Source organism: Variovorax trehalosi (assembly GCF_051216415.1).
Taxonomy (GTDB): domain Bacteria; phylum Pseudomonadota; class Gammaproteobacteria; order Burkholderiales; family Burkholderiaceae_C; genus Variovorax.
The window spans coordinates 839155-853313 of the sequence record NZ_JBPJZG010000001.1 but is presented as its reverse complement, the minus strand read 5'-3'; the positions used below and the strand labels follow the sequence as shown (position 1 = coordinate 853313).

Here is a 14159-nt window from a genome sequence, read left to right as displayed (position 1 = left end):
ATGGAACTGAGGCAACTGCGCTACTTCGTCAAGGTCTGCGAACTGCGCAGCATGGGCCGCGCGGCCGTGGAGCTGGGCGTGGTCACCTCGGCGCTGAGCCAGCAGATCAGCCGACTCGAAAGCGAACTGGCCACGCGCCTCTTGCAGCGCAGCTCGGCTGGCGTCACGCCCACCGATGCGGGCCTGGCCTTTTTGCAGCAGGCTCAACTCACCTTGCGCCATGCCGACGACGCGGTGCGCGCGGCACAGCAGGCGCGCCTGTCGGGCCATGTGAGCGTGGGCCTCGCGCCCACCACCGCCACCGTGCTCGGCGTGCCGCTGATGCGCGCGATGCAGGAGCGCTACCCCGAGGTGCGGCTGCACATGGTGGAGGCACTCTCGGGCCATCTCACGACGATGCTGCATGCACGCCAGCTCGACCTGGCCGTGCTGTTCCAGACCGACACGCCGCGGCGTTGGAGCGTCTCGCCGCTGCTCGCCGAGAAGCTCTTCGTGGTCGCCTCGCCCACGCTGACCGAACGCCCCAAGGGCACCAAGGTGCGCCTCTCCCAACTGGCCGATGTGCCGCTGATCCTGCCGAGCGGCAGCCACGGCCTGCGCGCCACGCTGATGGCCGCCTTCCTGCGGGCGCGCGTCACGCCGCGCATCGTGGCCGAGGTCGACGGCCTCGCGCTCCTGATGGACGCGGTGCGCGCCGGCTACGGCGCCACTGTGCAGCCCGGCGCGGCCACGGCGCGGCACGACCGCGACGACCTCGAGCTCACGCAGATCAGCGATGCTCACGTCGGCCGCCGCAACCTGCTGGTGAGCCTGTCGGACGACGAGCTCTCGCCCGCCGCGCTGGCCGCGCGCGTGGTGGTCGCCGACACCGCCCGCGCCCTCGTTCGCGAGGGCCGCTGGACCGGCGCAAGTCTTCTCGAAAACTGAACACCCGTTGCCTCTTTCGGCCTTTCGCGTGAAGGCCGCGCTCCCTAAAGTCTCCTGGATTCCAAGGAGACCCACGAGTGATAGATGTACTGGTTGTCGGCGGCGGCAATGCCGCGCTGTGCGCCGCACTGATGGCGCGCGAGGCCGGCGCTTCGGTGCTGCTGCTGGAAGCCTCGCCCAAGGAATGGCGCGGCGGCAATTCGCAGCACACCCGCAACCTGCGCTGCATGCACGACGCGCCGCAGGACGTGCTGGTCGATGCCTACCCTGAAGAGGAGTACTGGCAAGACCTCTTGAAGGTGACCGGCGGCCTCACCGACGAGCATCTCGCGCGCCTGGTGATCCGCGCCTCCTCGAACTGCCGCGACTGGATGCGCAGCCACGGCGTGCACTTCCAGCCGCCGCTGTCGGGCGCACTGCACGTGGCGCGCACCAACGCCTTCTTCATGGGCGGCGGCAAGGCGCTGGTGAATGCGTATTTCCGCAGCGCCGAGAAGCTGGGCGTGCAGATCCGCTACGACACGCCCGTGGCTTCGGTCGAACTCGACGGCGACCGCTTCGTGGCCGTGCGCACCGAAGCCGGCGAGCGCATCGAAGCCAGGAGCTGCGTGCTCGCCTCGGGCGGCTTCGAATCGAACCGCGAATGGCTGCGCGAAGCGTGGGGCCAGAACGAGCGCGGCGAATGGCCCGCCGACAACTTCCTCATCCGCGGCACGCGCTTCAATCAGGGCGTGCTGCTGAAATACATGATCGCCGCGGGCGCCGACAGCATCGGCGATCCGTCGCAGGGCCACATGGTGGCCATCGATGCGCGCGCACCGCTGTACGACGGCGGTATCTGCACGCGCATCGATTGCGTGTCGCTCGGCGTGGTGGTCAACCGCGACGCGCAGCGCTTCTACGACGAAGGCGAAGACTTCTGGCCCAAGCGCTACGCGATCTGGGGCCGCCTCGTGGCGCAGCAGCCGGGGCAGATCGCCTGGTCGGTCATCGACCAGAAGGCGGTCGGCCGATTCATGCCGCCCGTGTTCACCGGCACGCAGGCCAACACGCTCGGCGAACTCGCCCAGAAGATCGGCCTGGACGAAGCCACGTTCGTGCGCACCGTGCAGGACTACAACGCCGCATGCCGCGTCGGCCGCTTCGACCACACGGCCCTCGACGACTGCCACACCGAAGGCATCGCGCCCGCCAAGACGCACTGGGCGCGCCCACTCGATACCGCGCCCTTCTACGCCTACCCCGTGCGCCCCGGAATCACCTTCACCTACCTGGGCCTCAAGGTGGACGAGACCGCGGCCGTGCGCTTCGGCGGACGCGCCAGCCCCAACCTCTTCGTGGCCGGCGAAATGATGGCCGGCAACGTGCTGGGCAAGGGCTACACGGCCGGCGTGGGCATGAGCATCGGCACGGCCTTCGGCCGCATCGCCGGCACGCAGGCAGCGAAAGCCGCCAAGAACCTTTCGAAGAATTCCCCGGAGACCGCCCTTGCAGCAGCTCACTGACCTCGTCGCACGCGCCCGTGCGGATGCCGACGGCATCGGCAGCGCGCCGCCTTCGCAGCGCGTGATCCCGATCCAGCCCGCCCTTCCGTTGACCGCCAGCGAAGGCGAGGTCGCGCGCATCTTGCAGATCTGCAACGCCTGCCGCTACTGCGAAGGTTTTTGCGCCGTGTTCCCCGCGATGACGCGCCGGCTCGAATTCGGCAAGGCCGACACGCACTACCTCGCGAACCTCTGCCACAACTGCGGCTCGTGCCTGCATGCCTGCCAGTACGCGCCGCCGCACGAATTCGCGGTCAACGTGCCGCAGGCGATGGCGCAGGTGCGCATGCAGACGTACCACGACTACGCCTGGCCGCCCGCGATGGGGGCGCTCTACAAGAAGGCTGGCCTCACCGTTGCGCTTGCCCTCGCGGGCGGGCTGGCGCTGTTCCTCGTGCTGGCCGTCGCGATGTCGGGCTCGCTGCTGCACGAACCGCTTGCGGGAAACTTCTACGCGATCTTTCCGCACAACTTCCTCGCGCTGGTGTTCGGCGCAGTGTTTCTCTTCGTGATGTTCGCACTGGCCATGGGCGTGCGCAGCTTCTGGCGCGAGGTGTCGCCCGCGAACGACCCGGGCAATGCGCCTTCGATGCCCGGCGTACGCGGCCCCGCGAGCGCAGAAGCCGCACACGACGCGCTGCGCCTGAAGTACCTCGGCGGCGGCCACGGCGAAGGCTGCAACAACGAGGACGACCGCTTCACCCTCTGGCGCCGGCGCTTCCACCACTTCACCTTCTACGGCTTCATGCTGTGCTTCGCCTCCACCTGCGTGGCGACGCTCTACCACTACCTGTTCGGCCTGCACGCGCCCTATGCGCTCACCAGCCTGCCGGTGCTGCTGGGCACCGCGGGCGGCATCGGCCTCGTGGTCGGCCCCATCGGCTTGCTCTGGCTGAACCTGCGGCGCAATGCCGCGCACGGCGACGTGGCGCAGCGGCCGATGGACCGCGGCTTCATCGCGCTGCTGCTGCTCACGAGCATCACGGGCCTGGCGCTCCTCGCATGGCGCGACACGACCTTCATGGCGCTGCTGCTGGCGGTGCACCTGGGCGTGGTAATGGCGCTCTTCCTCACGCTGCCCTACGGCAAGTTCGCGCACGGCATCTTCCGCTCGGCGGCGCTCTTGAAGTTCGCGATCGAGAAACGCCTGCCCAGCCGCCTGCAGCTGGGCGCCGATTGAACCCACCCGATATTGAAAGGACCCAACGATGACGAACCCTGGCGTGCTCCAGATCCCTTCCATGAAGGACAAGTGCTCCGCTGCCGAATGGCAGGCCCGCATCGACCTCGCAGCCTGCTACCGGCTGGTCGACCTCTACGGCATGTCGGACATGATGGCCAACCACATCTCCTCGCACGTGCCCGGCGAGCACGGCGCGTTCCTCATCAACCCCTACGGGATGATGTACGAGGAGATCACCGCGTCCAGCCTCATCAAGGTCGACGCCGATGGCCGCATCCTCTCGTCGCCCGACTTCGGCGACCTGAACTACGGCATCAACAAGGCCGGCTACGTGATCCACAGCGCGGTGCATGCCGCACGGCCCGACGTGGCCTGCGTGATCCACACGCACAGCTGGGCGTCGATGGCGGTGTCCTCGCTCGAATGCGGTCTGCTGCCGCTCACGCAGACCGCGATGCGTTTCCTGAAGATCGGCTATCACGAGTACCAGGGCGTGGTGCTCAACACCGAAGAGCAGGCGTCGCTGCTCGCCGACCTCGGCCAGAGCGAGGCCGTGATCTTCCGCAACCACGGTGCGCTCGTGGTCGGCCGCAGCGTGGGCGAGGCCTTCAACTGGATGCACCGGCTCGAACTGGCCTGCCGCGCGCAGATCGGCGCGATGTCGTGCAACACGCCGCTCAAGGCCGTGCCGCAAGACGTGCTCGAGGAAACCTGGAACAACTACCAGCCCGGCACCCGCCGGCCCTACGGACTCATGGAATGGCCCGCGCTGCTGCGCAAGCTCGACCGCATGGACCCGAGCTTCCGTGACTGACGCCGAAGCGCACACCGAAGAAACACAGAGACAACGCCCATGAAGAGAAGATTCCTCCCCGCCCTGCTGGCGGCGGTTGCAGCCGCCTTCGCGCTGCCCGCGCTCGCGCAGAAATTCCCGCAGAAGCCGGTCACGCTCGTCGTGCCGTTCGCGCCCGGCGGCAACCTCGATGTCGTCGCGCGCACGCTGGCACCGGCACTGGGCCAGACCCTCGGCCAGTCGGTGATCGTGGACAACCGTGCAGGTGCGGGCGGCGCCATCGGCGCGTCGTACGTGGCGCGCGCGCAGCCCGACGGCTACACGCTCCTCGTCAGCACGCCGAACGCGCTCGTCGTGCTGCCGCTGATGACGAAGACGACCTACGCGCTCGACAACTTCGCCCCCATCGGCCTGGCCGCCACCACGCCGCTGGTGATCGCGGTGCGCGGGCAAGGCCCGTACAAGGACATCGACGCCGTGCTCACGGCCGCGCGCAGCAAGCCGGGCCAGGTCACGGCCGGCCATGCGGGCCCGGGCACCACCAACCACGTCGCGCTGCTGCAGCTCGAGCAGGCCGGCAAGTTGAGCCTGAACACCGTGCCGTACAAGGGCTCGGCGCCGGCGCTCACGGACCTCTTGGGCGGGCAGATCGATCTCGTGGTGGACCAGCTCACGAGCTCGGCCGCGCACATCCAGTCGGGCATGCTGCGCGTGGTCGCCGTGATGTCGAAGGACCGCGACCCCGCCTTGCCGAACGTGCCCACGCTGCGCGAAGCCGGCCTGAAGGATTTCGACGCGACCACCGCCACCGGCCTGCTCGCGCCCGCCGGTACGCCGCCGGACGTGATCCACACGATCAACGCCGCGCTGCGCAAGGCGCTGGCCGACGAGAACGTCAAGCGCCACCTCGTCTCCGTCGGCAGCCCCGGCAAGGCCTCGTCGCCCGACGAATGGCTTGCCATGCTGAAGAAGGAAGACGCCAGCGCGCGGGTGCTCGCCAAGAGCGGCAAGCTCAAGACCGATTGAGGAGGCACGCACCATGACCCGCCCCTGCCTGCCTCCCCACGACGCATTCACGCCCGTGTCTTTCGCGCTGCCGCCCGGTGCGTGCGACAGCCACGCCCATGTCTTCGGCCCCTACGACCGCTTTCCGCTGGCGGACGACCGCAGCTACACGCCCGGCGAATATCCCGGCGCGGCCTTCATCGCGCACCTGGATCGGCTGGGCCTCTCGCGCGGCGTGCTGGTGACCGGCAGCGCGAGCGGCACCGACAACGGTGCCGTGCTGGCCGCGCTCGCGCAGTACCCCGACCGCCTGCGAGGCATCGCCGTGCCGCAAGCCGACACCAGCGATGCGGAGCTCGACCGCTGGCACACGGCCGGCATCCGCGGCGTGCGCTTCAACCTCTTCAAGCGCGACGGCCATGCCGTGTACCGCAACGGCGTGGGCATCGAGGTGCTCGAAGCGCTGGCGCCACGCCTGGCGGAGCGCGGCTGGCACGCGCAGATCTGGATCCACGCACCCGACCTCGTCGAGTTGGCGCCGCGGCTGCTGCGTGCCGGCGTGCCGCTGGTGATCGACCACATGGGCCGCATGGCGGCATCGCGCGGCACCGACGATCCGGGCTTTCGCACGCTGTGCCGCCTGCTCGCCGAAGGCAAGGCCTGGACCAAGATTTCGGGCGCCGACCGCAACACCGGCATGGGCCCGCCCTACGCCGACATCGACCCCTTCGCCGCCGCGCTGCTTGAGGCCAGTGCCGAGCGCGTGGTGTGGGGCACCGACTGGCCGCACATCAACTACTTCGAAGCGCAGCAGGTGCCGGACGACGGAGCCCTCGTGAACCTGCTGGCGCGCTGGCTGCCGGACGAGGCGCAGCGCCAGCGCGTGCTGGTCGACAACCCGGCGGCGCTGTACGACTTTCCCCGGCCCCCTTAAGTGACAAGAGACAGAGACAACAGACCCAAGGATCAGAAAAATGAAACGAGACAAGCTTTCTTCCCCTCTCCTGCAGAAGCTCATGGGCACGGCCACCGCCGCGCTGCTGGCCGCGGGTCTCGGCACCGCGCCGCGTGCCGATGCGCAATCCGCGTACCCCAGCAAACCCGTGCGCGTGGTCGTCGCCTTCACCGCGGGCGGCACCACCGACATCCTCGCGCGCGCCGTCACGCAGCAGATGTCCGAGAAGCTGGGCCAGCCCTTCGTCATCGACAACAAGCCCGGCGGCGGCGGCAACATCGGCACCGAGTTCGTGGTGCGCGCGCCGGCCGACGGCTACACGCTCATCGTCAATTCGGTCGGCCCGATGGCCGTGAACCAGACGCTCTACAAGAACATGACCTACGACCCGCTCGCCGACCTCGTGCCGGTGGTGCAGATCGCCGACGTGCCCAACGTGCTGGTCGTGAACCCCGAGGTGCCCGCGAAGACGATGGAGGAGTTCATCGCCTACGCCAAGGCCAACCCCAACAAGCTGAACTACGGCTCGACCGGCATCGGCACCTCGTCGCACCTGTCGAGCTACATGCTCAGCAAGCGCATCGGCGCCGAGACGCTGCACGTGCCCTACAAGGGCGCCAATGCGCTGACCGACCTGCTCGCAGGACGCATCCAGTTCATGTTCGCGACCATTCCCTCGGTGATCCCGCACATCCGCGCGGGCAAGCTGCGCGCCATCGCGGTGAGCAGCCTGAAGCGCTCGCGTTCCCTGCCTGACGTTCCGACCGTGGCCGAGAAGGGCTTCGCCGGTTTCTCGGCGGGCTCCTGGTTCGGTTTCTTCGCGCCCAAGGGCACGCCGGCACCGGTGATCGCGCTGCTCAACAAATCGGTGAATGACGCGCTGCCTTCGCTGGAAGCGCAGATGATCCGCGAAGGCGCCGACCCCGTCGGCGGCACGCCCGAGCAGTTCGGCAAGTTCACACGGCAGGAGTACGACAAGTGGAAAGTGATCGTGCGCGAATCCGGCGCTACGGCGGAATGAGTTCGCCACTGCGCATCCTGATGACGCCTGCGGCCGTGCGGCAGGCCAGCACGGGCCTTGCCGAAGCGCTCGGAGGGCGCGCGCACGTGGTGGTGAATCCCGGGGACGATGCGGACGTCGCCTTCGTCTCGCGCGATGTCACGGGCCTCTCGACCAAGCACCAGGTGCTGCCCCACACGCAGCAGTTTCACGATGCCTTGCGCGGCGCGCCATCGCTGCGCTGGGTACATGCGCACTCGTCGGGCGCCGACCGCCCCGTGTACGGCGAGCTGCGCGCTCGCGGCGTGGATGTGACGACTTCGTCGGGCGCCAACGCGGGCGTGGTCGTGCAGACCGCCTTGGCCGGTGTGTTGATGCTCGCGCGCAGCTTTCCTCAGTTGCTCGCGGCGCAGCGCGAGAAGACCTGGGCGCCGCTGGTGGGCAGCGGCCTGCCGCGCGACCTGGCGGGACAGACGGCGGTGATCGTCGGCTGGGGGCCGATCGGGCAAGGCCTCGGTGCACTGCTCTCTGCGCTCGGATTGCGCGTGGTCGCCGTGCGCAGCAATGCAGGCACCGACAGCGTGCGCTTCGAGGACATCCACACCGTGCTGCCGCGCGCCGACTGGCTGTTGCTCGCCTGTCCGCTGACCGATCGCACGCGCGGCCTTGTCGATGCGGCCGCGCTCGCCCTGCTGCCGCCTGGCGCGAGGCTGGTGAACGTCTCGCGCGGCGAGGTCGTAGACGAACCCGCGCTCATCGACGCACTGCGCAGCGGCGCGCTCTCGGGCGCCTACCTCGACGTGTTCGCGCACGAGCCCCTGCCGCCCGATTCGCCGCTGTGGGACATGCCGAACGTGATCGTCACGCCCCACACCGCCGGCCACTCGGACGGCAACGAGGCGCGGGTCGCCGCGCTCTTCCTCGACAACCTGAAACGCTGGAACGAAGGCCGGCCGCTTCTGAACCGCGTGGCCTGAAGCCATCTCCTCTCAAACAACAACACCAAGACCTCACGACCATGAACCGAAACACCTTCCTCCACACCGCCGTCGCCGCGCTGATGCTCACCGCCGGCATGGCATCCGCCGCCGACTGGCCCACCAAACCCATCACCCTCGTCGTGCCCTTCGTGGCCGGCGGCACCACCGACATCGTCGCGCGCACCGTGGGGCAAAAGCTCTCCGAAGCGCTCAAGCAGCCGGTGATCATCGACAACCGCGGCGGCGCGGGCGGCACCGTGGGCGCGACCATCGCCTCGAAGGCACCGGCCGACGGCTACACGCTGTTCCTGGCCACCATCGCGCATTCGATCGCGCCGGGCCTCTACAAGAAGCTCGCCTACGACTTCCAGCGCGACTTCGATCCGGTGGCGCTCGTGGCCTCCACGCCCAACGTGCTGATCGTCAACGAGAAGGTGCCCGCGAAAACGGTGGCCGAGCTCGTCACATACATCAAGGCCAATCCGGGCAAGGTCAATTTCGGCTCGGCCGGCAACGGCAGCACCGAGCACATCTCGGGCGAGCTCTTCCGCTCGATGACCAAGACCGACATCGTGCACGTGCCCTACAAGGGCGGCGCACCGATGATGGCCGACCTCATGGGTGAACAGATCCAGATGGCCATCGAGACCAGCCCCTCGGCCTCGCCGCACGTCAAGGCCGGCAAGGTGCATGCGCTGGCCGTGACGACGAAGACGCGCTCGCCCGCCTACCCCGGCGTGCCCACGCTCGACGAGGCGGGCCTGAAGGGCTACGACATGACGACGTGGTTTGCGCTGATGGCCCCGCACGGCACGCCGCCCGAAATCGTGCAACGCCTGAACACCGAACTCGCCCGCGCGGTGCAGCAGCCCGACGTGGTCAAGCGCTTCGAGGAACAGGGCGTGACGGCCGGGAACATGAAGCCCGCGGAGCTTGCGACCTTCATCGGCACGGAGACCACCAAGTGGGTCAAGGTGGCGAAAGAAGCAGGCGCGACGGCGGAGTAAAGCGGCCGAGTCAGACATAGCCCTACGGCCACGACGGAAACCCGCTTGCCGGGGGCTGGACGGGTTGTCTGCAGAATAGGAGGCCATGCACGTTCGAAAAGCGGCGCTCGCCGCCCTCCTCTCCCTCTCCTCCGGCTTCCTTCCTCCCGCCTTCGCCGCCTCCGCCCCGGGTGACCCCACGCCCGCCGACGTGGCGGATGCGCGCATCGAATCGCTGATCTCGCGCATGACGGTCGAGGAAAAGGCCGGCCAGCTCAGCCTCTACGGTCCGGCCGACATCAACATTCCCAACAACCCGCAGACCGCGTGGCGCAATGGCCAGCAGGAGACGGCCGACGTGCGCGCCGGGCGCGTGACCGGCCTTTTCAACAACGCGGGCCTCGAAGGCAAGCTGCGGCTGCAGCAGGTGGCGGTGCGCGAATCGCGGCTGGGGATTCCGCTGATCTTCGGCGCCGACGTGATCCACGGCTTTCGCACGATCTTCCCGATGCCGCTGGCCGAGGCTTCGAGCTGGGAGCCGGCGCTCGCCGAGCGCACCACGCGCGCGGCGGCGGTCGAGGCCACGGCCGACGGTTTCCGCTGGACCTTTGCGCCGATGGTCGACATCGCGCGCGATGCGCGTTGGGGCCGCGGCCTCGAAGGCGTGGGCGAAGACCCGTACCTCGCGCGCCAGTTCGCGGCGGCGCGCGTGCGCGGCTTCCAGGGCAGCAGCCTCTCGAACGCCGATTCGATGCTCGCCACGCCCAAGCACTTCGCGGCCTACGGCGCGGCCGAGGGCGGGCTGGACTACAACAGCAGCGACATTTCCGAACGCACGCTGCGCGAGGTCTACCTGCCGCCGTTCCGCGCGGCCATCGACGCGGGCGCGCTCTCGGTCATGAGTGCCTTCAACGAGATCGGCGGCATCCCGTCGACCGCCAACCGCGCGCTGCTCACCGGCGTGCTGCGCGACGAATGGAAGTTCAAGGGCTTCGTGGTCTCCGACTTCACGGCCGACGAGGAGCTCATCGAGCACGGCTACGCCGCCAACAGCCGCGAAGCCGCCAAGCAGGCATTCATGGCCGGCACCGACGTGAGCATGCAGAGCGGGCTCTACATGCGCCACCTGCCCGACCTCGTGGCCTCCGGCGAAGTGCCGATGGCGCGGCTCGATGAGGCGGTGCGCCGCGTGCTGTACGTCAAGCAGAAGCTGGGCCTCTTCGACGACCCGTTCCGCGGTCTCGACGGGCCGCCCGCCGCCAAACGCCCCGAGAACCCCGAGTTCATCGCGCTCGCCCGCGAGGATGCGCGCCGCTCCATCGTCATGCTCAAGAACGAGGCCAAGCTGCTGCCGCTGCCCAAGGCCGGCACGAAGATCGCGCTGATCGGGCCGTTCTCCGAAGGCACGAAGGACCTGATGGGCTCGTGGAGCCTGTTCCCGGGCCAGTCGGCGCCGGTGGGCATCGACGAAGGGCTGCGTGCCGCGTTGGGGCCGGATTCATCCGTGACGATCGCGCGCGGCTCGAACGTCGAATCACCGCTGGCCGGCGGCATCGAGGCCGCAGTGGCGGCCGCACGCGATGCCGACGTGGTAGTGCTCGCCATCGGCGAGAGCCAGAAGTTGTCGGGCGAATCGCGCTCGCGCAGCGACATCGGCCTGCCGCAGCCGCAGCAGGACCTGGCCGAAGCCGTGGCCGCGACCGGCAAACCGGTGGTCGTGCTGCTGAGCAACGGCCGCGCGATGGCGCTCAAGGGCGCGGTGCGCAATGCGCGCGCCATCCTCGTGACCTGGTTCCTCGGCGTACAGACGGGCCACGCCATCGCCGACGTGGTGTTCGGCGACTTCAATCCTTCCGGCCGCCTGCCGGTGAGCTTTCCACAGACGGCCGGCCAGGTGCCCTACTACTACGCCCACAAGCGCACCGGCCGGCCTTCGCCCGAAGGCGCGCCGGGCACGTCGTTCAAGACGCGCTATATCGATGCGACGAACGAGGCGCTCTACCCCTTCGGCTTCGGCATCGGCTATGCGCCGGTGCGTTACGACAGCGTGGAGCTGAGCCAGGACCGCATGACGATGGGCGACACGCTGCGCGTGCGTGCCACCGTCACCAACACCGGCATGCGCGAGGCCGAGGAAGTGGTGCAGCTCTACCTCTCGCAGCGTGCCGCGAGCGTGACGCGGCCGGTGCGCGAGCTCAAGGGCTTCCAGAAGGTGCGCATCGAGCCGGGCGCATCGAAGGTGGTCGAGTTCACGCTCGCCGCGGCCGACATGGCATTCATCGGCCGCGACATGAAGCCCGTGGTCGAACCCGGCGAGTTCGACCTGTGGGTGGCGCCTTCGGCTGCGAGCGGCATCCGCAAGCGCTTCGTGCTCACCCGCGAGTGAGCGCGAGCGAGCTGGCGGCTCACTCGCCGCTGGCGCTCGGCGACGGCAGGTTCGCGGACGCCACCGGCGGCTGCACCTGCGATTCGAGAATCTCGGTCGGATGCATCGCGTTGTTGGCGCGCACCGCCTCGGCCTGGACCTGCGCGCGGTCGGCACCCGCCACCGATGGCTGCACCTGCGATTCGGCGATCTCGGTCGCGTGCATGCCGTTGTTGGCGCGCATGGCCTCCGCGGCCACCGCGTCGCGCGACTGGGTGGAGTGCGATACCTGCGGATAGTCGGGATCGGCGAAGCCGCTCGCATGCGCGAGCGAGGCCAGCACCAGTGCCGGCGCGGCGGCGATGCAGAGGGCTACGGTACGAAGTCTCATGGGTGTCTCCTGGAGTGATCGGTTTTTTCACTCTAGGCCGGCCCACTTACGGGCCCGTGAGAGCTTGCTTAGACCTGCGTGAGAAGGCGCCGCGGCGCGAGCGCCTTCTCTCGCCTCACAGCTTCAGTCGAAAACGCCCGTGAACGCCACCCGGCTTACCACGCCCGAGCTGGTCGCGCCCACGCCGAGCGTGACGCTGTAGCGGCCATCCTCCGAGGTGCGGCGCAGCGATCCGCCCATCGCGCTCTCGCTGCGGAAGTTGCCCAGGCCCACGGCATAGCTGATCTTGCCGGGCACGACCGGTGCCGACTCCATCGCCGCGACGCCTGCGATGCCCGCATACGCGCGGCGTGCGTTGTCGCTGATCTCGTTCTGCAGCCGTGCGGCCGTGAGGTCCGTGTAGGCCTTGCCAAACGGCAGGCCCTGCGCGGCGACGGTATCGGTGTACGCGTTGGCCGAGGCCACGCCGTTCTGCACCATGCCCTGCACCTGGCCCACGTTGGTCGCGTCGGTCGGCGCGCTGCCGGGTGCCACGCCGGTGATCTGGCGGTTGCCCAGCGCCACTTCGCCGGCCGACGACTGCAGCCCGGCCATGCCGGTGGCCACGTAGCTCGACTGGGCGCCGCGCGTGGTCACGCTGCCCGCGCCGAGCGCTACGCTGTTGGCGTGCTGCACCACCGCGTTGGCACCCAGCGCAATGCCCGCATCGGCCTGCGCCTGTGCGCCGCTGCCGATGGCCATCGCGTTGTCGGCGTTGGCGCGGGCCGAAGCGCCGATCGACAGCGTCTGGTTCGCGTTGACGTACACGCCCGCGTCGTTGCCGATGGCGATGTTGGCGTTGCCGCTCACGTGCCGGCCGGCGCCGTTGCCCTGCGCCGTGTTGTCGTTGCCTGTCACGGCCTGCCCGGCCGTTGCGCCGAAAGCCTGGTTGCGGTTCCCCTGCACGCCGCCGCCTGCGCCCTGGCCCATCGAGAGGTTGTTGTTGCCCGAGACCTGCGCGCCGGCCATCTGGCCCGAGGCCTGGTTGCCCGAACCGGTGACGCCCACGCCTGCGCCCGCACCGCTGGAGATGTTGTTGCTGCCGTTCACGTCGCGCCCCGCGCTGTTGCCGTAGGCCTGGTTGTTGTTGCCCGTGACGTTGCCGCCGGCGCTGGTGCCGTAGGCCTCGTTGTCGGAGCCGGTGACATGCTGGCCGGCGTTGGAGCCGGTGGCGTCGTTGCGGTTGCCGGTGACGAACTGGCCCGCGGCATAGCCGTTCGAGTTGTTGTAGTCGCCGGTGACGTTCTCGCCCGCGCTGCGGCCCATGGTCTGGTTCCAGCCGCCGACCACGTTCGTGCCCGCGTAGTAGCCGATGGCCTGGTTGGCGTTCTTGCCCGACACGTTGGTACCCGCGCCTTCGCCGATGGCCAGGTTCCAGTTGGTGCTGACGTTGTTGCCCGCGCCGTTGCCCATCGAGATGTCGTTGCTGCCGGTCACGTTCTTGCCGGCATTGGTGCCGATGGCGGTGTTCTCGCTGCCCGTGACGTTGTTGCCGGCACCGTTGCCCATGGCGTTGTTGTTGTTCCCGGCCACCGTCATGCCCGCGTTGGTGCCGGTCGAGTTGTTGTCGGAGCCGGTCACGCCGCTGCCGGCGTGGAAGCCCGTCGCGTTGTTGTGGTTGCCCGTGACGTTGTCGCCGGCACTGCGGCCGAAGGACTGGTTCCAGCCGCCCTTGACGTCGGTGCCCGCCTGGAAGCCGATGGCCTGGTTGGCGTTGTCGCCGCTCACGTTGGTGCCCGCGCCGTCGCCGATGGCCAGGTTGTACTTGGTGCTGACGTTGTTGCCGGTATTGGTGCCCACGGCCTGGTTGTTGGTGCCCGTGACGCCGGTGGTGCCGGCGTTGGTGCCGATGCCCAGGTTCGACTTGGCCGGGTCCCAGGTGATGGTCTGGGCATGGCCCAGGCCGACACCCGAGCCGAGCGCGACGGCCAGCCCGACCAGGGCTGCGCCGCGCGTTGCGCGCTTGTGTTTCATGGTTCTCCTCGTTGTTG

At 68.9% G+C, this 14159-nt stretch carries 12 protein-coding genes; 10 read left to right on the top strand and 2 right to left on the bottom strand.

The genetic code is table 11. The features are described 5' to 3' along the window. The 10 genes from ACSFA7_RS03985 to ACSFA7_RS03940 all read left to right on the top strand — a co-directional run bounded on the left by ACSFA7_RS03985 (window position 1) and on the right by ACSFA7_RS03940 (window position 11759). Complete coding sequence (locus tag ACSFA7_RS03985) at window positions 1–927, top strand: LysR family transcriptional regulator (RefSeq protein ID WP_435498182.1); 927 nt, start codon at window positions 1–3, stop codon at window positions 925–927. A gap of 77 nt (window positions 928–1004) precedes the next feature. Next, entirely contained in the window at window positions 1005–2432 is a 1428-nt protein-coding gene (gene tcuA, locus ACSFA7_RS03980; RefSeq protein WP_435498181.1) for an FAD-dependent tricarballylate dehydrogenase TcuA, read from the top strand. Next, window positions 2416–3651, top strand: coding sequence for a tricarballylate utilization 4Fe-4S protein TcuB (gene tcuB / locus ACSFA7_RS03975; protein WP_435498180.1), 1236 nt, complete (start codon window positions 2416–2418; stop codon window positions 3649–3651). The genes tcuA and tcuB overlap by 17 nt, the downstream gene beginning before the upstream one ends. A gap of 28 nt (window positions 3652–3679) precedes the next feature. Then, on the top strand, window positions 3680–4468 hold the full coding sequence (locus tag ACSFA7_RS03970; RefSeq protein WP_435498179.1) for a class II aldolase/adducin family protein: 789 nt from the start codon (window positions 3680–3682) through the stop codon (window positions 4466–4468). Window positions 4469–4507: 39 nt separating this feature from the next. Further along, window positions 4508–5473 carry a tripartite tricarboxylate transporter substrate binding protein gene (locus tag ACSFA7_RS03965; protein WP_435498178.1) on the top strand — a complete coding sequence of 322 codons (966 nt, stop codon included), beginning with the start codon at window positions 4508–4510 and terminating at the stop codon, window positions 5471–5473. 13 nt (window positions 5474–5486) lie between these two features. Beyond that, window positions 5487–6386 carry an amidohydrolase family protein gene (locus ACSFA7_RS03960; protein WP_435498177.1) on the top strand — a complete coding sequence of 300 codons (900 nt, stop codon included), beginning with the start codon at window positions 5487–5489 and terminating at the stop codon, window positions 6384–6386. Between the two features lie 82 nt (window positions 6387–6468). Further along, window positions 6469–7428 (top strand): Bug family tripartite tricarboxylate transporter substrate binding protein, encoded by a 960-nt coding sequence (locus ACSFA7_RS03955; protein ID WP_435498888.1) that lies wholly within the window; start codon window positions 6469–6471, stop codon window positions 7426–7428. Then, window positions 7425–8384, top strand: a complete 960-nt coding sequence (locus ACSFA7_RS03950) for a D-2-hydroxyacid dehydrogenase (protein ID WP_435498176.1) — start codon at window positions 7425–7427, stop codon at window positions 8382–8384. The genes ACSFA7_RS03955 and ACSFA7_RS03950 overlap by 4 nt, the downstream gene beginning before the upstream one ends. Before the next feature lie 41 nt (window positions 8385–8425). Then, window positions 8426–9394, top strand: coding sequence for a Bug family tripartite tricarboxylate transporter substrate binding protein (locus ACSFA7_RS03945; RefSeq protein WP_435498175.1), 969 nt, complete (start codon window positions 8426–8428; stop codon window positions 9392–9394). Window positions 9395–9479: 85 nt separating this feature from the next. Then, the gene (locus ACSFA7_RS03940; protein WP_435498174.1) at window positions 9480–11759 is read left to right on the top strand and encodes a glycoside hydrolase family 3 N-terminal domain-containing protein; all 2280 of its coding nucleotides are present in this window, start codon (window positions 9480–9482) and stop codon (window positions 11757–11759) included. Window positions 11760–11778: 19 nt separating this feature from the next. On the opposite strand, the gene ACSFA7_RS03935 is transcribed toward ACSFA7_RS03940, so the two are convergent. Both ACSFA7_RS03935 and ACSFA7_RS03930 read right to left on the bottom strand, forming a co-directional pair. Further along, window positions 11779–12129, bottom strand: coding sequence for a hypothetical protein (locus tag ACSFA7_RS03935; protein WP_435498173.1), 351 nt, complete (start codon window positions 12127–12129; stop codon window positions 11779–11781). Window positions 12130–12252: 123 nt separating this feature from the next. Beyond that, the gene (locus ACSFA7_RS03930; protein WP_435498172.1) at window positions 12253–14142 is read right to left on the bottom strand and encodes a YadA family autotransporter adhesin; all 1890 of its coding nucleotides are present in this window, start codon (window positions 14140–14142) and stop codon (window positions 12253–12255) included. Window positions 14143–14159 lie beyond the last annotated feature (17 nt).